Genomic DNA, 25,168 nt, shown 5'->3' on the forward strand with positions numbered 1-25,168 from the left:
AGTTATGGCATGGATTCGCCGGATAACCGGTTTTATCACCTGGCGCAGGGTATTCCTGTTCCTGGGCCTAGTGGCCCTGGTGTTGCTGATCTGGTTCGGTGGCCCGTTGCTGGCCATCGCCGACTACAAGCCCCTGGCCTCGGTCACGGCACGGCTGGTATTTCTGTTGTGTCTGGTCATCGTGTTCCTGGCGGTCAGCCTGTGGCGCGCACGTCGTCAGCGCAAGGACAACGAGAAGGTTGTCACCGAGATGATGGCGGGCAACGAGCAGGACGAGTTGCTCAAGGAGGAGATGGAAACCCAGCGCAACAACCTGCGCAAGGCCTTGGCGCTGATGAAACAGTGGAAGCCGGGGCGTTTCCGCTCCGTTTACGAGCTGCCCTGGTACATGATTATCGGTGCCCCCGGCTCCGGCAAGTCCACCGCACTGCTTAACTCCGGCCTGGAGTTTCCCCTCAAGAGCGAGATGGGGCTGGATTCCGTGAAGGGCGTTGGCGGTACCCGCTACTGCGACTGGTGGTTCACCAATCGCGCCGTCATCATCGATACCGCTGGCCGCTACACCACCCAGGAATCCGGCGACAAGCGGGATGCCAAGGGCTGGAAGTCGTTCCTGGGGTTGCTGCGCAAGTACCGCTCCCGCCAGCCCATCAATGGCGTGATCCTGTCGGTGAGCGTGGCCGACCTGCTGGAGCAGACGCCCACGGAACGCCAGCTCCATGCCCGGGCCCTGAAACAGCGGGTGCAGGAACTGCGCAACCGCCTGGGCGTGGTGTTCCCGGTCTATGTGCTGCTCACCAAGTTCGACCTGCTGGAGGGTTTTTCGGATACCTTCGCCATGCTCTCGGAGCAGGAGCGGGAGGAAGTGTTCGGCATCACCTTCGATCTGCATTCGGTCCGTGATCCGGAGCAACTGCCTGCCAGCTTCGAGCAGGAGTTCGATGGCCTTCAGGAGCGCCTGAGTCACTTCCTGCTGCACCGGTTGCAACAGGAACGCACGCCGGAAACCCGCCGGCGTATCTACCAGTTCCCCAAGCAGGTGGCCCTGTTGAAGGCACCGCTGTGGAACCTGATGAAGGAAGTGTTCTTCCCCTCCGCCTATGAGGACGTGCCGCTGTTGCGGGGCATCTACCTGGTGTCATCGGAGCAGGACGGTCGCACCAGCGACAAGGTGTCCTCCCTGGTGGACCGCCAGCTCCGGCTGAACGTGCCCAGCCACGGTCGTCCCGGCAGCAATGGTCTTCCCAGCGATGGCTTCTTCCTGCATCGCCTGTTCGACAGCATTATCTTCTCCGAATACGGCCTGGCCATGGCCGATGGCGCCAAGGACCGTCGGTATCGACGCCTGCGTCAGGTGGCGGTGGCGGCCATGGTGCTGGTGACCGCGGGTATCGGTGCGTCCTGGTACCTGGAATACCAGTGGAACCGGGACCTGATAGCCACCTACCGTGGCGACATGGATCAACTCCGGGATGATATGAATCGCCTGGAAACCAGTGACGGCAACTGGCTGGTGCTCAACGACACGCTCAATACCGCCGCCCACATGCCGGGTGTAATGGGTACGCCGTTGCCGGAAGGGGGCAACTATCCCCTGGGGTTCTTCCATAACGGCGCCCTGGCCCAGGCGGCGGAAGGGGCCTACGGGCGGCTGCTGCAGTATCGCTTTGCGGACAGCTTCCGGCAGTCCATGGAAGACGAGATCGCCGTCAACCTGGGTAACCTGGACTACCTCTACGAAAGCCTGAAGACCTACCTGATGGTCAGCAACCGGGAGCACTTTGAGCAGGTACAGGTGGAAGCCTGGTTCGAGTTCATGCTGTCGCGGCAGATTCCCGGTGAGGTCAACCGGCCATCCCGGGAGGAACTTGACCAGCACCTGGGGCAGTACCTGGCCCTGAACCACACTATCCCGGCAGACCGGGAACTGGTCTCCCGGGCCCGCGGTGAACTGACCGCCATGCCCCTGGACGAGCGGGCTTACCAGCGCATCCGTGCCGATGCCCTGGGCGCGGGGCTGCCGGAGTTCACCGTGAACAAGGTGCTGGGTACCGTGGCCGAGGAGGTCTTTGAACGGCGGTCCGGAACACCCATGCGGGAGGGTATCCCCGGGCTCTATACCGCCAACGGCTACCGCGGCCTGTTCGAGGCGGAGCGGGACCAGGTGGTTGGCCACCTGCTGGAGGATTCCTGGGTCTACGGAGAAGAGACGGAAGACTTCCGCAACCTGGACGAGGGTCGCATCAAGCAGCTGGTGGAGGACCGTTACTTCCGGGATTACATCCATGCCTGGGAGCAGTTGCTCGCCGACCTACAGGTACGTCGTTTCGACAGTACCCGTGAGGGCCGTTACCTGATGAGCCTGTTGTCCGGCCCGGAGGCGCCCATTGACCGGTTGGTAGAGGCTATCCGTTTCAATACCCTCTTGTCCGTGGAAGAGGAAATGGACCCGGCGGCCGGGGAGGCGATGGGCAACGCCAGCGACATGGCGCAGGAAGAATTGCGTCGCAAGAGCCGCGCCTTCGATCGCATGAGCCGTATCATGCCGGAGAACATGGTCGCCGAGCACACGCTGACGCCGGTGGACCGGGCCTTCCGCCCCCTCCACGAGGTGAGCGAGGAAACCCTGGGGACCATCAAGGACCGGGCGCGGACCATGTCCCGCTACCTGGCGGAGCAGGATCAGGGGATGTCCGAGGCCTATGCCACGGTGTCCCGGTCCGACTTCGACAATGCGGTGAAAACCCTCCACGCGGCCATTGGCAACAGCCAGTCGCCCCAGTTGCAGACCTGGCTGGGTGAAGTTCCCGGGGACGCCCGGCGGCTGGTGAAAGTGTCCTCCACCCGTCGGGTGAACGACATCTGGCGGGCCAATGTCTACCGGGAGTACCAGGATGCCATCGCCGGGCAGTATCCGCTGGCCCCGCAGGCGGACTCGGAGGTTGCCCTGGCGGATTTCGCCGCCTTCTTCGGCTATGGAGGCGTGCTGGACACCTTCTTCCAGGACCATGTGGCCGAACATGTGGACACCAGCACATCACCCTGGTCGTTGTCGCCGGCGGCGGGTATCCGCCAGTCCAGCCTGCAGGTGTTCCTGCAGGCAAGACGCATCCGCGAGGCCTTCTTTGTCAGTGGCACCCAGACCCTGAAGGCGTCCTTCACGCTCAGACCGGCCTACCTGGATGGCCGGGTGGCCAGGCTCCAGCTGAGGATTGGCGACCGGACCCTCGGCTACCGTCATGGCCCCCCACGGACCATGGCCTTCGACTGGCCGCTGCAGTCCGGGGCGGGCGTGCGGGTGACCATGACCCGTGGCACGGGAACCGATACCGCCATCCAGGCAAACTTCGATGGCGACTGGGCCCTGTTCCGCTTCCTCGGTGCCTATGGCGGCCTGTCGGGGGCCGGCCGCAGCCGCAACGTGGACATCCTGTCCGACGGTTACCTGGCCACCCTGGAGATGACGCCGGATTCGGTGAAGCATCCGTTCGACCTGTCGGTGCTGAACAACTTCCGGTTGCCGTCGAGACTCTGATAATAACGAGGACAAGCCATCATGAGTTGGGGATACATGGGAAAGGTGCCGGGCAGGGGAGACTTCCTCACCCACAATGTGCACCCGGAAATCCGCGACCTGTTCTTCGAGTGGTGTCAGGCCAGTCTGGCGGTCAGTCGTGACCAGTTGGGGGATAACTGGATGGACGCCTATCTGACCGCGCCCATCTGGCATTTCTGTGCCGGGCCTGGCGGTATGGCGGAAACCGGTGTGGTGGGTACCATGATCCCCTCCGTGGATCGGGTGGGTCGCCATTTCCCGTTCCTGGCGGTGGCGGACTACGATGGTGTGGCCATGGACGCTTGGCGGCACCCGGACTGGGCGGCGGCCATGGAGGACTGCATCCTGGCGGTGCTGGACGACGGCTGGGAAGAGGAACCCTGGCGCCAGAAACTGGTGGATGTGGCGCTGCCTGCATCCGACAGCAGCCGTCTGGCGTGGCCGGTTACCGAGGGCAACCTGATGATTCCGGGCGCGGCCCGGGAGTCCGAATGGCTGGATGCCCTGTTGCGGCGGCAGAACGGGCTGGCGGTGTGGTGGACACAGGGTTCGGCATTCGTGGAGCCGGCCACCCTGCTGACCGATGGCCTGCCCAAGGTCGGGCAATTTGCAGCGATGATGGTGGGAAAGTGGCAAAATCATGGTTGGCAGCAGGCAGAACTTGAGGAGCAATAACACCATGCAGGCGGAGTCCGTGGCGTTTACCCATCGGGGAGCGGTCCGTGAGCACAACGAAGATGCTTTCGTTGAGTTCACCGACAGCGGTCTCTGGGTGGTGGCGGACGGCATGGGCGGTTATCGCGCCGGGGATGTGGCCAGTCAACTGATCTGTGACACGGTTACCAGTGCCCGGCGACGACATGACGGTATGCTGGGCAAAGTTGAGCTGGAGCAGGCAATCCAGCAGGCCAACCAGCGTATCCGGCTATTCGGTCGTGAGGAGCTGGATGGCCAGACCCTGGGGTCCACGGTGGTGGCGCTGTTGATCGAAGGGGACGCGTACCACCTGTTCTGGGCTGGCGACAGTCGCTGTTACCGGCTCCGGGACAATGAGATGAACCAGCTTTCCCGTGACCACAGCCAGGTGGCTGATATGGTGGAACAGGGGGTGCTGGACGAGCGTGAAGCGGAACGTCACCCGTTGGCCCATGTGATTACCCGGGCCCTCGGGGTGGATGACAGCCTGACTCTGGACTACCGGTCCGGCCAGGTGGAACCCGGCGACACCTTCATGCTTTGCAGTGACGGTGTCAGCAAGGAGCTGGAAAATGCCGAGATCAGGGCGTTCCTGAACGGCGGTCCGATCCACGACGTCAGTCAGGCAATGATGCACTCACTGCTTATCAAGAAATGCAATGACAACATCACCTGTATCATTGTTAAAGTGCCCGATCGTTGCTATAGTCCAGGCGACGTGACTGGAGGGGATGACGAGACGATCCCGATGAGACTCCGGTTACCGTAACGTGAAGGAACACGATTGAAGGATCAATGGAGTACGACGGCAGGAAGCCTCATGACAGATCAAACCGCCCATCTTCTGGACATCTCCTCACTACTGGCTGACATCTCCCAGGATCAACCCTGTGGCGACGACACCCGTGAGGACGCATCACCCGCATCACCCTATTTCACCCTGAAGGATCTGCGCAGTCAGGCCCGGGCCCTGGAGCGCCAGGTACTCGCCGACGATGAAGTGGTCCAGGTTCCGCAATGGCGTGAAATGGCCCGGGAGATCCCCGTGCTGCTGACCGAGCGTACCAAGGACCTGGAGTACGTGGCCTGGCTGATTGAAGCCCTGTGCCGCGAGCACGGCTTCGTCGGGCTCGCGGACGGCTTCATGCTGGCCCGGGAGCTGCTCCTGAACCATTGGGATAACCTCTATCCCGCCCCCGACGAGGAAGGACTGGCCACCCGCATTGCGCCGCTGGTGGGCCTGAATGGTCTCGATGCCGAAGGTACCCTGATCCAGCCGATCCTCTCGGTGCCCCTGTTTCAGTCCGACGATGGTGGCTCCTTTGCCACCTGGCACGCCGAGCAGGCTGCCGAGGTTGGTCGCCTGGACGAAGAGCGGGCCCTGAACCGTATCAAGGCGGGTGCTGCGTCCCCGGATGAACTTACGGCAGCGGTTGCCACGACACCGGTCGAGGAACTGGCCTCTACCCGCGAGGCCATCCATCGCGCCCAGCAGGCTTTCAGTGAGTTGTCCGATGTGATGGATGAGGTAATGGGCGAGCCGCAGCCCACCACCAATGTCCGTCAGGCCCTGGACCGTTGCCTGGCCGTGTTGTCCCATCACGCCGGCGCACGTATCGATGACTGGACCCGGCAGCATGCCCCCGAGCCCGTTGCCGACAGCAACGAGGACGGCGGCATCGAGTCCTCCGATGAATCGCCCGATGGCGTGGCCCCGGCCCGCAAGGTGGATCCGGTGCAGGTGGCCATTGAAAGCCGGGCCGAGGCCCTGGCGGAGTTGCGCCGGTTGTCGGATTTCTTCCTTAAGACCGAACCCCATTCCCCGGTGTCCTATGCCATTCGCCAGGCCGTGCGCTGGAGCGACATGTCATTGCCGGAATTGATGCAGGAACTGATTGACGATGGTGGTGCCCGTGATGGTTTCTACCGTCTGACCGGAGTGCCGGCCCCCGAGCCGCGGGAGTGACAGCGGCACCTAAGGAGCCTCTGAATAGGCCCTGAACGGCTCTGGGAACAGACACAGACAGGATCTATTCAGACGCTCCCCAACCAGTGAAGCGCTACAGGAGACAGAGACATGGACAGCATTCACGACAAATTATCCAGGGTCCGGAAACCCCGGGTACACATTACCTATGATGTTGAAACCGAAGGGGCAATGGTCAAGAAAGAGCTCCCCTTTGTGGTTGGTGTCATGGGGGATTTCTCGGGCAACAACAGTGACAGTCCCAAGCCGCTGAAAGACCGTCGGTTCATCCAGATCGACCGGGACAACTTCGACGACGTCCTGCGCCGGATGGCACCCAAGCTGAAGCTGAAGGTCGACAACAAGCTTTCCGATGACGACTCCCAGATTGCCGTTGACCTGGCGTTCAACTCCATGGACGACTTCCAGCCGGCGGCCGTGGTCAACCAGGTGGAGCCGCTGCGGGAACTGATGGAAACCCGGAACAGACTGCGGGACCTGATGACCAAGGTGGACCGTTCCGAGGAACTGGAAGAGCTGCTGGAGCGGGTCCTGAACAATTCCGACGATCTGCAGAAACTGAACGCCGATCTTGGTGAGACCGAGGGGGACAAGGAATGAGTGCCGAAACCCAGGCGGCGGAGAACGAAGCCGCGCTAGCCGAAGAAGCATCACAGAGTCTGCTGGACCAGGCCATTGGCGCCACCAAGCAGACCGAGAGCGACCGCGCCCGGGAGCTGATCCGCACGCTGGCGGACGAGGCCATGAAAGGCACGGTGACCTGGAACAAGAACCTGACCATCACCTTCCGTCAGGCCATTGCCCAGATCGACAAGCTGATCTCCACCCAGTTGTCGGAAATCATGCACCAGGAGGAGTTCCAGCAGCTGGAAGGCACCTGGCGTGGCCTGCATCACCTGGTGATGAACTCCGAAACCAGCGCCACCCTGAAGATCCGCATGCTCAACATGAGCAAGAAAGAGCTGCATAAGGATCTGTCCAAGGCGGTGGAATTTGACCAGAGCCAGGTCTTCAAGAAGATCTACGAATCCGAGTTCGGTACCGCCGGTGGTGAACCGTACGGCGCCATGATTGGTGACTACCAGTTCACCAACCACCCGAACGACATCGAGACCCTGAGCCTGATGTCCAACGTGGCGGCGGCCGGCTTCTGCCCGTTCATCTCCGCCGGTGGCTCCGGCCTGTTCGGGTTTGATGACTGGACAGAGCTGTCCAAGCCCCGGGACCTGGAGAAGGTATTTGAGTCCCTGGAATACACCAAGTGGCGTTCGTTCCGGGAGAGCGAGGATTCCCGCTTCGTGACCCTCACCATGCCCCGGGTGCTGGCACGCCTGCCCTACGGTCAGGCCACCCGTCCGGTGGAGGAGTTCGGCTTCGAGGAATTCGAGGTGGATTCGGATACCGGCATGGCGGTCGAACCCGACCACGAGGATTACTGCTGGATGAACGCGGCCTATGTCATGGGCAGCCGCATGACCAACGCCTTCGCCAAGTACGGCTTCTGCACCGCGATACGTGGCGCCGAGGGCGGCGGCAAGGTGGAAGGCCTGCCGGCCCACATCTTCCAGAGCGACGATGGCGACCCGGACCTGAAGTGCCCCACCGAGATCGGCATTACCGACCGTCGTGAGGCGGAACTGAGCAAGCTGGGCTTCCTGCCCCTGTGTCACTACAAGAACACCGACTACGCCGTGTTCTTCGGGGCCCAGACCTGCCAGCGCCCGAAGATCTACGACAACCCGGATGCCACCGCCAACGCGGCCATTTCCGCACGCCTGCCGTACATGATGGCCACCTCCCGTTTTGCCCACTACCTGAAGGTGATGGCCCGGGACAAGATCGGCTCCTTCATGGAAGCCGAGGACGTGGAACACTGGCTGAACCGCTGGATCCTGAACTACGTGAACGCCTCTGAAGGCGGTGGTCAGGAAATCCGTGCCAAGTTCCCGCTGGCGGATGCCCGGGTACAGGTGCGTGAGATTCCGGGTCGTCCCGGTTCCTACAATGCCATCGCCTGGCTCCGGCCCTGGCTGCAGATGGAGGAACTGACCACGTCCCTCCGTATGGTCGCCAAGATTCCGGAAATGGGGAACTGATCCTGGCGGGTGACACCCCCAACGGGAATCAGGAATGAACGATAAGCAGGGATGCTTTATGGGCGCAGCGCTGAGCTTCGTTGACAAGGATTACCTTGATCGCCAGCCACCGGCGAAGGCCCCGATCGTACCGGATCGGGGCTTTGCCGAGCGGCTGGTGGCCGAGGCCGACGATATGCAGGCGCTGTTGCTGCTGCTGGGCCGGACGGATCCGGAAAGGCAGTGGACACGCCCGGATATCACGGCACTGCTGGCTGGGATGCTGGTCAAGCTGGACCGGCTGCTCAACGACCAGATCAATGCGATCCTCCACCATCCGGACTTCCAGGCCCTGGAAGCCAACTGGCGTGGTCTGCAACTGCTGTCGGACCAGGTGGTGGAAAGCGACAGTGAGGGCCTGGTGAAGGTCCGTTTCCTGGACCTGAGCTGGAACCAGCTGCGCAAGGACCTGACCCGGTCCATTGAGTTCGACCATTCCCGCCTGTTTGCCAAGATCTACTCCGAGGAGTTCGGTAACCCGGGTGGTGAGCCCTTTGGTCTGTTGCTCGGAACCTACACGGTCAGCCACCGCACCGAGGGTGGCCAGTCCAATATGGATACCCTCAAGGAGCTGGCTCGGGTGGGTGCCGCGGCATTTGCACCGGTGATCGTCAATGCCGATCCCAGTTTCTTTGGCGTCGATCAGTTTGCCGACCTCACCGCCGTCAGCGAGCTGGAGAGCCATTTCAGCCAGCCGGAGCTGGTGAAGTGGCAGTCGCTGCGACAGGAAGAGGATGCCCGCTTCCTGGGGCTGGCCATGCCCCGGATCATGCTGCGGGCTCCTCACTTGGGGCCGGGGCAGGGCGTCGAGGGTTTCCGGTTCCGGGAGTCCGGCAGCCAGGCCGCCACCGACTACCTGTGGGGGCCGGCCTGTTTCGGATTTGGCACCGTGGCGATCCGTGCCTTCTGCGAATCCGGCTGGTTTGCCCAGATCCGCGGGTTCCGGGCGGGCCAGGTGGCCCATGGGGTGGTGGACAACCTGCCCTCCATCCAGGCAAACACCAGAACCGGGGTGCTCTTTCCCAGTCGCCACGCGGTGGACTGGCAGATCACCGACAGGATGGAACGGGCACTGGCGGACGAAGGTTTCCTGCCCTTGTCGCCACTGGCCAATACCGAGATGCTGGCCTTTCACTCGGTACCCTCGGTGCAACAGCCGGCGGCCTACGAGAAACCGTCAGCGGAAATGAGCGCGCGGCTCTCCGCCATGCTCCATTACACCCTCTGTGTTTCCCGCTTTGCCCACTACCTCAAGGTGATGGGGCGCGACCGGGTGGGCGGCTACCGCACTCCCGAGGACTGCGAGGAACAGCTGCGCAAGTGGCTGCGGGGCTACACCATGGCCACCGAGGGTGCATCGGACGAGATGCGGGCCCGCTTCCCGCTACGGGATGCCCATGTGTCGGTGAAGGCCAGGGCGGGTGACCCTGGCAAATTCTACTCGGTCATTCGCCTGCAACCCCATTTCCAGATTGATCAGTTGGTCACGGGTATGAAGCTGATCACCGAGTTAACGCCTGTTAACCGGATATAATGCGCTGGCCTGCCGAGGCAGGCCATCCAGCCAGGACGCTGGACAAAAGGACAAACCACTGGCCGGTTTGCCGGCCACGGAAGAAGGAAACCGAGAATGGAAGCGATCAGGGAACTGCTGTCTTCAGGCCAACTGGACGAGGCCATTACCCAAGCCCAGGACATACTCCGCAAGGATCCCTCAGCCACCGATGTGCGCGCCTGCCTGATCGAACTGCTGTGCCTGGACGGCCAGCTGGAACGGGCCGACGAGATGTTGATGTCCCTCGCCAAACACCAGCCGGACTGGCTCGCCGGCGCCGCCAACCTGCGTCAGTTGATGCGGGCGCAGCACGCCCGCCTGGCCCTGGCTGACGGCAAGCTCGCCGACGACGTGGTGGCCACCCCGGGTGAGCAGCTTGAAGCCCTGCTGGCGGTCAACCTGAACCTGACCGAAGGCAACCCGGAAGCCGCATCCGAGGCAGCCCGCAACCTGGAAGCCGGTCGCACCGACACCCGTTACCGGGTTGGCGACCAGGAAGGGGGTTTCCGCGATTGCGACGACAGTCTTGCCGGCTTTTTCGAAGGCCTGGGCACCGATGGCCATTACTACCTGTGGCTGTGGAGTGATATCCAGGAAGTGGAGTTCCACGCCGCCACCTCGCCGGTGGAAATGATCTGGCGCCGCGCCAGCGTCACCCTGAAGGATGGCCGCCAGGGCGAGGTATTTGTACCGCTGACTTACCTGCGCAGCCAGACCGCGAACCAGAAACTGGGTCGTGAAACCGACTGGCAGGAGCACGATGGCGGTCTGGTCACCGGCCTCGGCCTGAAAACCTTCCTGCTGGGTGACGACGCCGTCACCCTGGAGAGCGTCCGCCTCCTTGAGTGTTGTGACGAACCGGCCACCAGTGAGACCGCGGACGCAGGGGCCAACGGATGAACACCAAACTCCAGATGAGCGTGCTCGACAGACTGGCGGAGGGGGACGACAGCCGTCCGACCCTCGCCCGTATCCGCCAGGCTGTCCGTCGCGATCTGGAGTGTCTGCTGAACGCCCGCCGGTCCTGGTTACCGCTGGATCAGGGGGGCAGGGAATTGCAGACCTCGGTACTGGGCTACGGCCTGCCGGACTTCACGGTCATGGACCTGAGTACGGAAGATGGCCGCCAGTGGCTCTGCGATGAGGTCCGCAACACCATCAACCGGTTCGAGCCCCGCCTGACCCGTGTCCAGGTTGCCATGCGGGATGCGGAGGCGCCCCTGGACCGTCAGCTAAGGCTGCGTATCGATGCGGTACTGCTGGTGGATCCAGTGCCCGAACCGGTTGCATTTGATTCGGAAGTCGAACCGGTCACCCTGGCAGTGACCCTTCAGGAGTGTGCCTGATGAGTGAAGAGCTTCTTCAGTATTACAACCGCGAGCTGGCCTACCTGCGACGTCAGGGTGCCGAGTTTGCCCGTGCCTACCCGAAGGTGGCAGGTCGGCTGCGGGTGAGTGATGAAGCCGTGGAAGACCCCCATGTGTCCCGTTTGCTGGAAGGGGTGGCGTTCCTGACGTCCCAGATCCGCCAGCGCCTGGACGGCCATTTTCCGGAACTGACGGATATCCTGATGGGCAGCCTGTATCCCGACTATCAGGCACCGATCCCGTCCATGACGGTACTGCAGTTGACGGCCTCCCGGGCCCAGACCCACTGCTCGCCACTGACCGAGGGACAGGCCTTCGAGACCCGGGTGGAAAAGATGCCGGACTGCGAGTTCCGCGCCCCCGGTGACCACTACATCGCACCAGTGACCGTGGAGAGCGCCGATTTCCAGAACGCGCCGTTCGATGCGCCGCGCCCGCCGGGCACCGAAGGCGCCCAGAGCGTGATCACGCTGCGACTGTCGGCGCCGACCCCGTTCAGTGAGATTGACCTGCCATGGCTGAGGTTCTTCCTCCACGGTCAGGCCCACCTGAGCAACGAGCTCTATGACCTGATCCACCGCACCGGCCTGGGGGTGGCCATCGCGCCGGTGAGTGACCGACGCCAGTCGACGTTCCTGCCGGCCAATCGCATCCGTCCGGTGGGCTTCGATGAGAACGAGGCGCTGGTCCCCTACAGCAAGCGCAGTATGGCGGGCTACCGTCTGCTGACGGAGTTCTTCCTGTTCCCGGAGAAGTTCCTGTTTACCCAGCTTGATGACATGACCGGTTGCTGGCCGGAGGCGACGGAAATCGACATCACCTTCTATCTGTCGGAAACCTCCCCCGAGCTGGAGAAAAGCTTCCAGTCGGATCATATGCGGCTTTGGTGCGTGCCGGTGGTCAACCTGTTCGAGGAAACCCTGGAACCCTCGCCGCTGGATGATACCCGCCATGAGCACCGGCTGGTGTCCCGCTACCGCAAGGCGGATGCCTTCGAGGTGGTTAACGTGGATTCCGTGTCCCTGGTGAACAGCGGCAAGATCCGCGAGATGGCCCCCTACTACGGCCTGGGGCATCCCCGCTGGCAAACCGACCTGGACCTGTTCTGGCACTTGCAGCGGCGCCCGGCGGACTGGGTGGGCGGTCAGTTGGAGCCGGGCACGGAAACCGTCCTCAGCCTGGTGGACAACCGCTACGAGAACCGCGACCTGGATGCCATCCCCGACGACGAGGCACTGGTCATCAAGGCCCAGTGCTGCAACCGCAACGTGCCGGACCGGCTGCCGTTCGGCGGTGGTGATCCCACCTTCAAGGCGGTCTCCGAACCGTTGATCGACAGGGCGGTGGCGCTGCTGGCGCCCACCTCCACGGTGCGCCCGGAACTCTCCGGGGCTAGCCGGTGGCAGTTTATCCGCCACCTGAACCTGGAATACTTCACCGGCGACGACGCCTGTGAACGCCTCAAGGCGGTGCTGCAGCTGTACGACTTCCGCCAGACACCGGAATCCCGGGCCATGGTGGAAGGTATCGAAAAGGTCGAGGTACGCCGGGTGGCCGCCCGGGTGGGCAAGGGCGTGCGTAGCGGCCTGACCCAGGGCACCGAGTTCCGGATCACCTTTTCCCGACCCCGGTATGCCGGCACCAGCATCTACCTGTTCTCGGCGGTACTGGACCGTTTCCTGGCCCAGTTTGCCCAGCTTAACAGTTTCACCCGTCTGCGCATCCGCCTTAGCGGACACAGCCGCGACTATCACGCCTGGCCGGCCCGGGCAGGGGAGAGGGAGCTGGTATGAAGCAGCCCCTGGGAACCTTCTTCCGTGAAGTCTGGCGCACCGAACGCCAGTTGCCGGGCGAGAAGGCCGGCTACCACCGCATTGGCCACGACGGCTGGCCGGATCGGGAGCTGGTGCATTTCCGGTCGAGCCAGCATATGGGCTTTGCCGGCCAGGATGTGGTGGAGCGCAAGGTGAACCGGCTCGACAACGGCCTGCAACAGGCGGAACTGACGGTGGACACCATGGGGCTCACGGGGGCCCGCGGTGCCTTGCCGGCCCATTACTCGGAAATGGTGCTGGCGCAACTGAAACAGAAATCGCCGGCGATGCGGGACTTCTTCGACCTGTTCAACCACCGGTTGCTGTCCCTGTACTACCGAAGCTGGGAAAAGACCCAGCCGGCGGTCCACCAGGAACGCAAGGGGGAGGACGATTTCACCCGGATCCTCAAGTCACTGACCGGCAGCGAACAGCAGTGGGAGATCTGGTACGGCGGCGCCATGTCCCGGGGCGCCCGCTCTGCCGCCACGTTGAAGGCCGTGCTGTCGGATGTCTCCGGCATGCCGGTAGCGGTGCGTACCTTGCAGGGTGGCTGGGTGCGGGTGGCTCCGGAAGACCAGAGCAGGCTGCCGACCCGCCGGGATCCCGAGGGTCAGTACGCCCGGCTGGGAGACGCCATGCTGGGCAGCCGGGCCTGGATGGCGGACCGGGGCGCCGACGTGGTGTTCTATCCCCGTAATCGCCAGCAGGTGAAGGATGTGTTGCCCAAGGGGCGCTGTAGCGCCGCTGTCGCCCGCATGGCCCACCGCCTGGTGGGGGGGCAGACCCGGGTCCGCTACCTGCTGGTGGCCAAGGCCCGGGACCTGACCGGTGCGCGCCTCGGCCAGCAGGGTCGCCTCGGTGCCGACAGTTTTATAGCCGCTGGGCCGACTTCTGACCGGCAGGTGGAAGTCAGCTTCAAGCCAAGCCAAGGAAAGGAATAAGCGCGATGTCCTCAATGACTCTGAAGTCACTGGTAGAGAAAATGAACGACAGCACCCGTCAGGCCCTGGAAGGCGCTGTCGGGCAATGTTTCCAGCGGACCCACCACACCGTGGAGACCGAACACCTGTTGAAGGCCCTGTTGCAGTCCCGGGACGAAGACCTTGCACTGGTCTTCGACCACTTCGGCCTCAGCCTCGATCGTCTGGAAGACCAGCTGAACGAAGGCCTGGAGAGCTTCCGCACCGGCAGTGGCGCCACGCCGAGTCTGTCCCCACGGCTGGTGGACCTGCTGCGACAGTGCTGGCTGGACACGTCCATCGAGTTCGGTGAACCCGCCATGCGCGGTGCCACCCTGCTGTACACCCTGCTGAACGATACCGCCATGGCCGCGCTGGCCACCCGCCATGCCCGGGAACTGGAGCGCCTGGACCCGCAGCAACTGCTGTCCAACTGGGCCCAACTTCGGGACAAGCTGGGTGGCAGTGAGGCGGCCGAGCCCCGTCGTCCGGCGGGCCGGGGTAAGGAAGAGCACCTGTCCCAGTTTACCATCGACCTGACCGGTCAGGCCCGGGAAGGCAAGCTGGACCCGGTGCTGGGCCGTGACGACGAAATCCGTCAGATGATCGACATCCTCACCCGTCGCCGCCAGAACAACCCGATCCTCACCGGTGAAGCCGGGGTCGGCAAGACCGCCGTGGTGGAAGGCCTGGCCCAGCGCATCGCCGACGGCTCCGTGCCCGAGGCCCTGAAAAAGGCCCGGCTGCTGACCCTGGATCTGGCGCTGCTGCAGGCGGGTGCCGGTGTGAAAGGGGAATTCGAGAATCGCCTCAAGGGCGTGATCGAGGAAGTGAAGAATTCCGTCGACCCGGTGATCCTGTTTATCGATGAGGCCCACAACATGGTGGGTGCCGGTGGCCAGGCGGGCCAGAACGACGCCGCCAACCTGCTCAAACCGGCCCTCGCCCGGGGTGAACTGCGTACCATCGCCGCCACCACCTGGGCCGAGTACAAGAAATTCTTCGAGAAGGACGCCGCCCTGACCCGCCGCTTCCAGGTGGTGAAGGTGGACGAGCCCTCCGAGGACATCGCCATCCAGATCCTGCGGGGGCTGGCCCCCACCTTGGAGAAACACCACGGTGTCATCATCACCGACGAAGCTGTCGGTACCGCGGTACGACTGTCCATGCGTTTCCTGGCCGGACGGCAGCTGCCGGACAAGGCCGTGGCCCTGCTGGACACTTGCTGTGCCCGGGTGGCCATGAGCCAGGCCAGCATGCCCACGCTGCTGGAGAAGGCCCGTGCCGAGCTGGCGGCCCTGGAGCTGGAGGACGAAATCCTCGCCCGGGAAAGCCGCACCGGGGCCGACCACAGTCGCCGCCTGGAGGAACTGGCCGACCGTCGCCAGCAGGCGGAGGAGAAGGTCGAACGCCTGGAGAAAATCTGGCAGACCGAGCAGACCCTGGTGGCCTCCGCGTCCGAGTTGGGCGAGAAGCTCAGCGAGGAAGCCGACGAGGAACTGCGCTCGGAGCTCAACGAACTGCGGGCCCAGCTCGCCGAGCGTGAGCAGCCCATGGTGCACTGGCAGGTGGACAGTCAGTTGGTGTCGGAAGTGTTGTCCGACTGGACGGGTATCCCCATGGGTCGCATGCAGGCAGACGAGGTGGCCGGCATCCTGAAGCTGGACCAGAACCTCAAGACCCGGGTGAAAGGCCAGGACCACGCCCTGGACGATATCGCCGAAACCATCCGTGTGGCCCGTGCCGACCTGGCGGACGAGAAGAAGCCCCTGGGCGTGTTCCTGCTGGTGGGTCCCAGCGGCGTGGGCAAGACCGAAACCGCGTTGGCCCTGGCCGAACAGGTCTACGGCAGCGAGTCCAACCTCACCGTGATCAACATGTCCGAGTTCAAGGAGGAGCACAAGGTGTCGCAGCTAGTGGGCTCGCCCCCCGGTTATGTCGGCTATGGCGAAGGCGGTGTGCTCACCGAAGCCGTGCGCCGCAAGCCCTACAGCGTGATCCTGCTGGACGAGATGGAGAAGGCCCATCCGGGGGTGCAGGACATCTTCTACCAGGTGTTCGACAAGGGCTCCCTGCGGGATGGCGAGGGCCAGGACGTGGACTTCCGCAACACCGTGATCCTGATGACCTCCAACGCCGGTTCCGAGCAGATTGCCGATCTGTACGCGGATGAAATGACCGCGCCGGAAGACCCGAAGACCCTGAAGACGGCCATCTGGGGCCAGTTGCTGGAGATCTTCAAGCCGGCCTTCCTGGGGCGCACCACCGTGCTGCCCTATCGGCCCCTGGGCCGGGACCAGCTGGCGGAAATCACCCGCCTGCAACTGGAACGTATCAACCAGCGCCTGCTGCGTCATCACGATGTCGCACTGGGCTACGACGATGGTGTGGTGGACGCCGTGGTGGACCGTTGCACCGAAGCCAGCTCCGGCGCCCGTAATATCCAGCAGATCCTGCACCGGGATGTGCTGCCCGCCGCCTCCAGGAAAATCCTGGAATGCCTGGCGGATGAAACCCCGATTACGGCGGTGGATATCACCGTAAATGATGGCGACCTGGACGTCGTTGTCAGTACACGGATGGTATCCGAACGCCAGACCGAATCCATGGACGGCGCTTGAGCGGCGGCCAGGATGACCATGTCCTTGTTACAGGACGTACAAAAAACCTAAGGAGATACACATGCAAGCTAATACCTATCTGGACTATGAAGGCATTTCTGGTGAAGCGACTGCAAACCAGTACAAAGACATGATCACCGTGCTTTCCATGGACTTTAACGTTCATCGGGAAATCACTGCCTACACCGGTACCGCGATGGACCGCGAAGCCTCTGCAACCCGCCTGGGCGATATCACTATCACCAAGCTGCAGGACAACGCGTCTCCTGACCTGTTCCGTGAAGCCACCATCGGCAAGGGCCGTAAAGCCACTTTCTTCATCACCAAGCAGGGTGATGAAATCGAAGAAATCATGAAGATCGAACTGACCGACGCCATGATTTCCAACTACAGCCTGTCTGTACAGGGTGATCGCCCGACCGAGTGCATCACCATTTCCTACACCGAGCTGACCATGACGGCCAGCCCGAGCAACGACAAGAACGACATCACTCAGCCGAAGGTTTACGGCTACAGCGGTGTCAAGGGTCAGAAGCTCTAAACCAGGGTTCTCTGTCTCCGGGAGGGCACCTTCGGGTGCCCTCCTTCCCCGATTCATTCAGGATGGCGTGGACGTTCATGAGCAAGGAAACTCAGCATCATTTTCTCAAGATTCACAGTTCGCTGGGCGAGGATGAGCTGATCCTCGAAAGACTCACGGTCAGCGAGGGTATGTCACGACTGTTTAATATCCAGGTTGGCTTCACCGCCAATCAGCGGATCAGTGATATGAAACAGCACATCGGCGAGGAAGTTGTCATCAGTCTCGCCATGACCGACAAGCTGGGATCCAGGGAACGTTATTTCCACGGCCATTTTCTCGACATCAGCGAGCTTGGCAAACCCATGCACAACAAGGACGGACAGCGCTACAAAGCGCGGATTGTCCCCCGTGCCTGGTCCGCCACCAGTCGCACCAACTGCCGCATATTCCAGGACAAGACCGCCCTGGACATCGTTGAAATCCTGCTGGGTGAACACAGCGTTGACCACCGCAAGGTGCTCAATGGCGCACTCTATACGCACCGTTACTACGTGCAGTACAACGAGACGGACTGGGAATTTATCAGTCGTGTGCTGGCCAACGAAGGCCTGACTTTCTTCTTCGAGCACACCGACAGCGCCCACACCATGGTGATTACCGACAGTGATACGGCTTTCCAGCCCGCACTGGAGAATCAGGTGGTGTTTAGCTCGCGCAACACTGGTTCCGCCCGTATATCCCATTGGGAACGGGGTTACCGTGCCATGTCCGACCGGATGATGGAGCACGGTTTCGACTTTACCCGCCCGGACGACCGGGTGCTGACCCAAAGCCAGGAAAAGGTTCCCGGTGACCTGTTCGGGCAGCGGGAACTGTTTGAATACCATGGCGAAGACCGGCCCCTGAAAGACAAGGCCAACCTGACCAAGAAACACCTGCAGGCCCTGGCCATGGAGGCGGAAACCCTGGAGGCCATCTCTACCTATCGATCCTTTGGCGCTGGCCTCACCTTCAGCTTCCAGTCCCACGAGGACGGTCCCCAGGACCCCAACGAGTTCCTGATTACCGACATCCTCATACAGGCGGAAGTGCCCCTGAACGCGGACAATCAGCCGTCCATGGGCACCATCGCCTACCACAACGAATTCCTGTGCCGGCCCGCCAACCAGCCCTACGTGCCGGCGCGCATCGCCAAGCCGGTTATGCCGGGCCTCCAGACGGCTACCGTGACCTGCGCCGCCGGGGAAGAAATCCACGTGGACGAGCATGGTCGGGTCAAGGTGCAGTTTCACTGGGACCGTGAGGGCCAGTACGACCAGAAGAGTTCCTGCTGGATCCGTGTGGCCCAGAGTTGGGCGGGCGAGCGCTGGGGGGCCCAGTTTATCCCCCGGGTGGGCCAGGAAGTGCTGGTGGAGTTCGTCAACGGCGACCCGGACCAGCCCCTGATCACCGGCTCCGTCTACAACGGCAAGAACCAGATGCCCTATGACCCGGAGTCCCAGAAGAACATCTCCGGCATCAAGTCCCGTTCCACCACCAAGGGTAGCGGTGCCAACTACAACGAGATCAGCTTTGACGACACCCTGGGCAGCGAGTGGCTGCGGGTCCATGCCGAGAAGGACCACGAGCTGACGGTGGAGAACAACCAGACCGACGATGTGGGTGTCGATCGCACCACCACCATAGGTAACGATGATACCGAGACCGTCGGCAACAACCAGACCGTCAACGTCGGCAAGAACCACGTACTGGAAGCCGGCGACAGTATCACCATCAAGACCGGTGCGGCCTCCATTACCATGTACAGCTCCGGTTTGATCAACATCGAAGGCAGCGCCATTAATGTCAAAGGCTCCTCGGCCATTAACCTCAAAGCGCCGAAAATCAACCTGAACTGATGGCTGTCGCATGATGCAACAGACACTCGACGAACTGATCGCCACCCGTCGCGCCCTGCTGGCCAGCGACGACGCCTCCCTGGAACAGCTGCGCCAGGTGGACCGCCGCCTGCTGACCCGGGCCGAGCGGGGAGACGCCGCATCGCCTTTGCCGGACAACCTGACGGAAGGCAGCCTGCTGCCCCTGGCGTCCCTGCCGGTGGACGAAGCCACGCTCTGGCTGGAGGTTGCGGTGTCCATCGGCGGTGTCCAGGTGCGCCCGGCGCTGGACGCCCTGGCGAAGGAACCCGGCGGTGAATCGTTGAGTTGGTGGCTGGCGGCCAACTATCCGGGCCTGTCGGTCACCCGTGAATTCCCGGAGGCACCCGAGTTACAGGTGCTGGCGGCACGGGCCCACTGGCGCAGGGGGCAGAACGACAAGCTACCCCAGCCCTGGAAGGAGTGGGCCGCAGTGGTGGATGGCCACAAGGAGCTGTCCAGGCCACTGGTGGAAACCCTGTGGGACATACTGCCCGCCGATGCCCGGGTCGAGGGTTTCGCCAGCTGGAAGGACTGGTTCTACCCGCTGATGGTCGGCGCCCACGACGACTGGCAATTATGGATGGTGAACTGGCTGCTGGCCGAGGTGGACACCACAACCACCGTCGAGGCCATGGGCGTGAGTTGTGCCCGTCGCTTCCTGTCCTGGCTGGAGGCCATTGGTGCCGGTACCGGCCTGGACGGGAACGAGGACGTGGCCGACGCCGCTGAACGGGAACTGCGCTGGCTTATGGGAGACCGTCGCGGTCGTCAGCAGGAGCCATCCCCCTTCGGCTACCAGTGCTGGGGCGAGATCCTCAGGGATGGCCACGGCCTGAAGCCCGCCAGTTGGCAGAAACGGTTCACGGCTCTGCCCATGGGCTTTCGAGAGCGCTGCTGGTACTGGAGTGGCCAGCAGATTAACGGATCCCCCTGGTCGTTGTTCGGAGGCCAGTGGTGCGTTGGCGACTGACCCGGGCTGAAGGCGTCCTCGCGGGGGCCTCCCTGGACGATATCCTGGACAACGGCGGTGTACTGGCAGGCGTTCCGGAGGTCGTACCGCAAAAGGATGACCGGGCCGGCGAGCAGGCCTGCCTGGAGCAATCGTTTCGCGATTACCTGGGCAGCGACCGCCCCACCTGGGTTGTCCTCCCGGATCGGGAAAGAAGTGAGCGGCATCTCTGGCAGGACCTGGCCGCCGGCCAGGTGGAAGTAGGCTTCGGCCGTTCCGGCATCACCCTGGCCCTGAGCCAGATCAACCGCCTGCAGGCCCCGGCCACCCTGGTGGCCCTGGACCGGATGCCCGGCCCGCAACCGCAGACCGTGGTGGAAAGCCGGCTGCAGGTGGACCTGGAATCGTCGCAGACGGGCCTGGGCCTGATGCTCAACCTGGTGGACGGCCGGCTGGATGGCGACACTGATCTCACCTCCCTGCTGGACCAGGCCCGGGCCGTGGTACCGGACCCGGAAGTGATCTTCCTGCCGGGCACCGGCAGTGACGGCAGCCTCGACCGGCTGATGCCCGGCCTGTCCGCCATGGGCAACTGGGTGGGCCGGGATGTGCGCTGGGAGTTCGCCGAAGCCCGTATCGGGCCGCTGGGCACGGTTGGCAGCCTGTTTAACTGGTACTGGATGCACGAGGGGTACCGGCTGGGGGACTGGCAGGCACCCACAGTGATTCTGGATATGGATACGAGCCCGCTGGTGGGGTTATCGGTGGTTGACTACAACGCATAGGGAAACAGGGAAAGCATGGAGAAGTTCACCGCGATCGATGGAACGATGTACGCCATTGGTGCCGCCGAAGGCGACATTGGTGCAGGCACCGGTACCCGTATCGAAAAGACCTCCGCCCAGGACTATGCCGCGTGGCTGAACCGCGCATTCAATCGGTACTTCGATGACTACCGACAGCGCTGGGGCAGGTTGGGTGGCAGACCTACCGGGCAAATGGCGCGCAATGCCTCGGCCAGCCACTACTACATTCGCCTTGGGCAGCGACTTGAGTCGGGCGAACTGCTTGCCTACCAATTGCCATCGGAAGCCCCGGCAACCACGCCGTCTACCGAAGGTATGGAAGGCTCGTCTGAATCCCGGACTCAGGAGCCCAAGGTGGCTTCCGTCCCTGACAGTGGCGGCGCGTCTGAATCTGCGGGCATCAGCGATACCGCCGTTGGAAATGACGATGAGCATGATGAGCGCGTCGGCGACCCGGTAGCCCCCGCCACCGGCGAGGAAGTCCTGACCCTGGAAGACTTCACCGTCCCCGCCGCCATGCCCCTGACCTGGCAACGCCGTTACCGCTCGGGCAACTGCGACCGGGACCTGGGGTTCGGCGCGGGCTGGAGCGTCGATTGCCTGCGCACTATCTGGATGGAGGAAGAAGGCATACGGGTGTTGGATCATCAGGGGCGGGTGGTCCGTTTCAAGCCCCTGTCCCCGGGGGAAATCAGCGTCCAGGTCAGCGCCGGCATGCGTCTGGAGTACATGCGCGACAGTCGCATGGTGCTGACGGAGAAGGATGGCACCGCGTGGCGTTTTTCCACCGCCGACAATCATCTGTGGCACCCCGTTTCGGTCCAGAACCTGCGAGGCCAACAGTGGCGCTTCCAGTACGACCGGGAGCACCGCCTGTTCCGCATCGAAGTGGCACCGGAACGATACCTTCAACTGGTCTGGAAACGGACGACGCCGCAGTCCCGGGAGCGGCTTGTTCAGGTGTTGCTCTGCCAGGATGACAAGCGCTCGGAACTGGCCCGATATGACTACAGCGAGGCGGGCGACCTGGTCGCCAGTGCCAGTCACCATGGCCGGGAGACCTATCGGTATCAGGACCATTTGCTCACGCGCCGTGAGTTGCCAACCGGCTATGGCATCAACTTTCAATGGCAGGGCCATGGGCCTGCCGCCCGATGCCTCCACAGCCGGGGCGACGACGGCCACCACGAATTCCACTTCGACTACCAGCCGGACCAATACCAGACCACCGTCACTGACGCCTTTGGCAACACCCAGGTCTTCCACTACGACGACCAGGGTCGTATCACCGCTCGCCAGGAGCCGGATGGCGCCACCTACCAATGGGCCTATGACGACGACAGCGGCCTGCTGGTGGCTTACCGCCTGCCGGATGGACGTACCACCCAATATGGTTACGACGCCTGGGGCCGCAAGGTCATCGAACAACTGCCGGACGGTCGCCAGCACCGCTGGCACTACAACGCCATGGGGTTCTGTACCGCCGAGCAGACCCCGGATGGCCTCACCACCCGCCGCCAGTTCGACAGCGTCGGTCGCCTGCTCAGCGAGGAACGCCCGGACGGCAGCCAGTGGCGTTACCAGTACGACGCCAACGGCTGGATGACCCAAGCCACCAGCGACACCGGCGAAGTCCGCCGGATCGGCTACAGCGCCAACGGCGACGTACTGGCGGACGAACGCCAGGGCAACCTCCGCCGTTTTGCGTTCGACCCCCAGGGGCGCGTCGCGGGCTACCTGCAACAGGACCTGGTCACCGAATACGACTACGAGGGTGCCAAACTCCTCGCCCTCCACCAGTACCCGGAACAGGCCCCGGAGCAGCGCCGCAGCCGCCAGTTCGGCTACAACGACGCCGGCTTGCTGACCAGCTACACCAACGCCGTGGGCGACACCCACCACTACGACTACGGCAAACTCGCCCGCCCGGAAGCCTATCGCCGCCCGGACGGCCACAGCGTCCAGTACGACTACGATCTGGAAGAACGCCTGACCCGCGTCACCCGGGCCGACGGCAACCAGTGGCAACTGGGCTGGAACGCCCGGGGCAAGGTGGACCGCTGCCAGGCGCCGGACGGACGGGATATCCACTTCCACTACAACGAAGCCGGCGAAATCATCCGCCGCGAGCACCCAGGCGCCTGGGTGCAGACCGTGGAACGGGACGAGGGCGGCCGCGTCATTACCCAGACCAGCCAGGGCAAGGATCGTGCCCCGGTCACCCGCCACTACCAGTACGACAGGTTTGGCCGCCGCACTCACGCCAGTTGTGCCGACCGCAAGGTCCGCTGGAGCTGGAACAACAAGGGCCAGGTCACCGAACACCACCAGGACCAGCACACCGTCCAATACACCTACACCACCGGCGGTAACCTGGAAACCATCACCCTCCCGGATGGCACGGAAGTCCGGTACCGCTACGACAAGCACGGCCACTGGACCCACCTGGACCTCAACGGCCAATCCGCCATCCGCCGCACCCTCGACAACCAGGGTCGGGAAACCGACCGGGAAGCCGGCCGCAACAAGCAGGCCCAGATCTACGACCGCTACGGCTGCCTGATCAAACGTCGCTGGCAGGGCAAGATCCCGGCGACCCGGCGTTACCGCTGGGACGCCGAATCCCGACTGGAAGCGGCCATTGACAGCCTCACCGGCGACACCTACTACGAGCGTGACCCCCAGGGCCAGCTCATCAAAGAAAACGATACGATCTACAGCTACGACCTGGGCGGCAACCGAATCCCGGAAGGCGGCAAGGTCGAGAATGACCGCCTGGTCGAAACGGAAAACGACAAGCGCGAGTACGACACCTTGGGCGCCGAAATCCGAGTCATCGGAAAGACCACCGAGCACCGAAAATTCGACGCCGAAGGCCAGCTCATTGAAGTGAAGAAGCCGGGCATCCACGTCACCTACGGCTACGACGCCCTGGGCAGACGAGCCTGGCGCAAGAGCGAAGCGGGTACTACCACCTACCTGTGGTACAACGATGTGCTGATGGGCGAACAGACCCCGGAAGGACAGTGGCAGTGGTACATCCGAGACCCCAAAACTGACGAGCCTCTGCTCACCCTGATCGACGGACAGGCCCACTACTACGAACTGGACTGGCGGATGATGCCGATTCGGTTGTGGGACAAAGACGGTGAGCTGGTCTGGCTCGCCAACGTAAATGCTTGGGGACTCTGCCAGTCGGAAGTGCCTAAGGGCTATGTTCATCAGCCGATTCGGCTGCCTGGACAGTTTGAGGATGAACTCACTGGTATCGTGCAGAATCGGTTTAGGGATTACGCCTCAGATAGTGGGCGGTATATTTCGGCTGATATGCTTGGTGTTGGTGGAGGCGTCAATTCCTACCGATATACTTCAAACCCATTAGACCTTATTGATCCCTTGGGGCTATGCGCTAGTGAGATTAAGCCTGGCATGCTTTTGTTAACATGTGGGGAGCTTCCGCCTTTTCCAGAGGAAACGCCTGCCCTCTCTGAGATTCCATCGGCTCCTACCGGATTTTGGGGGCACACTAAACAGTTTAGCGCTTGGTTTTGGGAAGATGTAAAGACTGGAGTTGTAAGAGACCGTATCATCGAAGCGGTTAAGGCTGAGCTCTCGATTGCGGCTGGGATAGCTGAAGGGGCTTTAATGTATGCAACTGGAGGAGCTGCGGGCGCATTTATTGGTGTGCATGCGGCTGGAAACTTGTCTGGAGGGGTGGGCGACTATCTGAACATTTTTGATAATGGAGCTCGAGATTGGAATCTAACGCGCCAAGGCTACGAAAATATTTTCAGCTTTGCAGGACAAGATCCAAGTTTGGGTACTACCGCCTTCCATTTAACTGATGCTGGTTTAGGAGTAGGCGGTTTGCTGTCACCGGTGAATGTCAAAGTAGTGGGGCCTATGACCATTACAGGTGAAAAGGCTGTGCCTGCTTTTACTACAGGGAACCGTACTGTGGTTGTGCATGATGCAGTTCAGATAGGGAACTCCGTTAAATCTGGAGTATCTGAATGATTCTATTATTGATATTTTGGTCATTGCCTTTTATTCTGGTTCTGGCTGTACAATACGGGGTGGGTGAGTTTTTCCTTATAAAGAAGAGAAAGCTTTACCGAGCCGGCTACACATTTGTTGTGCTTATGATGTTGGCGGAGGTGGCTTACGGCGTTTATGTTTTTACGTTCGTTGACTACATGGATTTTTTAGGTTTGGGTCAGTTAATTTTCGCATCTTATTTATTTCATCGATTTACGAGTAGGTGGTCGTCCCTGGTAC

17 protein-coding genes are annotated in these 25,168 nt (G+C 62.4%); all 17 read left to right on the forward strand.

Annotated elements, in window-relative coordinates; translation table 11 throughout:
- Positions 1-4 precede the first annotated feature (4 nt).
- The gene (gene tssM / locus RO069_RS19175) at positions 5-3,535 is read left to right on the forward strand and encodes a type VI secretion system membrane subunit TssM (RefSeq protein ID WP_328189668.1); all 3,531 of its coding nucleotides are present in this window, start codon (positions 5-7) and stop codon (positions 3,533-3,535) included.
- Between the two features lie 21 nt (positions 3,536-3,556).
- Positions 3,557-4,231 carry a type VI secretion system-associated protein TagF gene (gene tagF, locus RO069_RS19180; RefSeq protein WP_328189669.1) on the forward strand — a complete coding sequence of 225 codons (675 nt, stop codon included), beginning with the start codon at positions 3,557-3,559 and terminating at the stop codon, positions 4,229-4,231.
- A 4-nt stretch (positions 4,232-4,235) separates the two neighbouring features.
- Positions 4,236-5,021, forward strand: a complete 786-nt coding sequence (locus RO069_RS19185) for a PP2C family protein-serine/threonine phosphatase (protein WP_328189670.1) — start codon at positions 4,236-4,238, stop codon at positions 5,019-5,021.
- Positions 5,022-5,072: 51 nt separating this feature from the next.
- Positions 5,073-6,218, forward strand: coding sequence for a type VI secretion system protein TssA (gene tssA / locus RO069_RS19190; protein WP_328189671.1), 1,146 nt, complete (start codon positions 5,073-5,075; stop codon positions 6,216-6,218).
- Between the two features lie 111 nt (positions 6,219-6,329).
- A complete protein-coding gene (tssB, locus tag RO069_RS19195; protein WP_328189672.1) occupies positions 6,330-6,839 on the forward strand; it encodes a type VI secretion system contractile sheath small subunit in 510 nt (169 codons plus the stop codon).
- The gene (gene tssC / locus RO069_RS19200) at positions 6,836-8,335 is read left to right on the forward strand and encodes a type VI secretion system contractile sheath large subunit (RefSeq protein WP_328189673.1); all 1,500 of its coding nucleotides are present in this window, start codon (positions 6,836-6,838) and stop codon (positions 8,333-8,335) included. The genes tssB and tssC (RO069_RS19200) overlap by 4 nt, the downstream gene beginning before the upstream one ends.
- Before the next feature lie 34 nt (positions 8,336-8,369).
- Positions 8,370-9,908 (forward strand): type VI secretion system contractile sheath large subunit, encoded by a 1,539-nt coding sequence (gene tssC, locus RO069_RS19205; RefSeq protein WP_328189674.1) that lies wholly within the window; start codon positions 8,370-8,372, stop codon positions 9,906-9,908.
- 96 nt (positions 9,909-10,004) lie between these two features.
- Positions 10,005-10,829, forward strand: coding sequence for a type VI secretion system accessory protein TagJ (locus RO069_RS19210; protein ID WP_328189675.1), 825 nt, complete (start codon positions 10,005-10,007; stop codon positions 10,827-10,829).
- Positions 10,826-11,275 (forward strand): type VI secretion system baseplate subunit TssE, encoded by a 450-nt coding sequence (gene tssE, locus RO069_RS19215; RefSeq protein ID WP_328189676.1) that lies wholly within the window; start codon positions 10,826-10,828, stop codon positions 11,273-11,275. The genes RO069_RS19210 and tssE overlap by 4 nt, the downstream gene beginning before the upstream one ends.
- Positions 11,275-13,089, forward strand: coding sequence for a type VI secretion system baseplate subunit TssF (gene tssF / locus RO069_RS19220; protein ID WP_328189677.1), 1,815 nt, complete (start codon positions 11,275-11,277; stop codon positions 13,087-13,089). Before tssE ends, tssF begins: the two co-directional genes overlap by 1 nt.
- Positions 13,086-14,054 carry a type VI secretion system baseplate subunit TssG gene (gene tssG, locus RO069_RS19225; protein ID WP_328189678.1) on the forward strand — a complete coding sequence of 323 codons (969 nt, stop codon included), beginning with the start codon at positions 13,086-13,088 and terminating at the stop codon, positions 14,052-14,054. Before tssF ends, tssG begins: the two co-directional genes overlap by 4 nt.
- Before the next feature lie 14 nt (positions 14,055-14,068).
- Positions 14,069-16,693, forward strand: coding sequence for a type VI secretion system ATPase TssH (gene tssH / locus RO069_RS19230; protein ID WP_328189730.1), 2,625 nt, complete (start codon positions 14,069-14,071; stop codon positions 16,691-16,693).
- Positions 16,694-16,754: 61 nt separating this feature from the next.
- Positions 16,755-17,234, forward strand: a complete 480-nt coding sequence (locus RO069_RS19235; RefSeq protein WP_328189679.1) for an Hcp family type VI secretion system effector — start codon at positions 16,755-16,757, stop codon at positions 17,232-17,234.
- 77 nt (positions 17,235-17,311) lie between these two features.
- Complete coding sequence (locus RO069_RS19240; protein ID WP_328189680.1) at positions 17,312-19,114, forward strand: type VI secretion system Vgr family protein; 1,803 nt, start codon at positions 17,312-17,314, stop codon at positions 19,112-19,114.
- Between the two features lie 10 nt (positions 19,115-19,124).
- Positions 19,125-20,105 carry a hypothetical protein gene (locus tag RO069_RS19245; protein WP_328189681.1) on the forward strand — a complete coding sequence of 327 codons (981 nt, stop codon included), beginning with the start codon at positions 19,125-19,127 and terminating at the stop codon, positions 20,103-20,105.
- Entirely contained in the window at positions 20,090-20,869 is a 780-nt protein-coding gene (locus tag RO069_RS19250; RefSeq protein WP_328189682.1) for a hypothetical protein, read from the forward strand. The genes RO069_RS19245 and RO069_RS19250 overlap by 16 nt, the downstream gene beginning before the upstream one ends.
- A gap of 15 nt (positions 20,870-20,884) precedes the next feature.
- Positions 20,885-24,907: a DUF6531 domain-containing protein gene (locus RO069_RS19255; protein WP_328189683.1), complete on the forward strand. Its 4,023-nt coding sequence runs from the start codon at positions 20,885-20,887 to the stop codon at positions 24,905-24,907.
- Positions 24,908-25,168 lie beyond the last annotated feature (261 nt).

The sequence above is a fragment of the Marinobacter sp. OP 3.4 genome (assembly GCF_036224885.1).
GTDB lineage: Bacteria > Pseudomonadota > Gammaproteobacteria > Pseudomonadales > Oleiphilaceae > Marinobacter.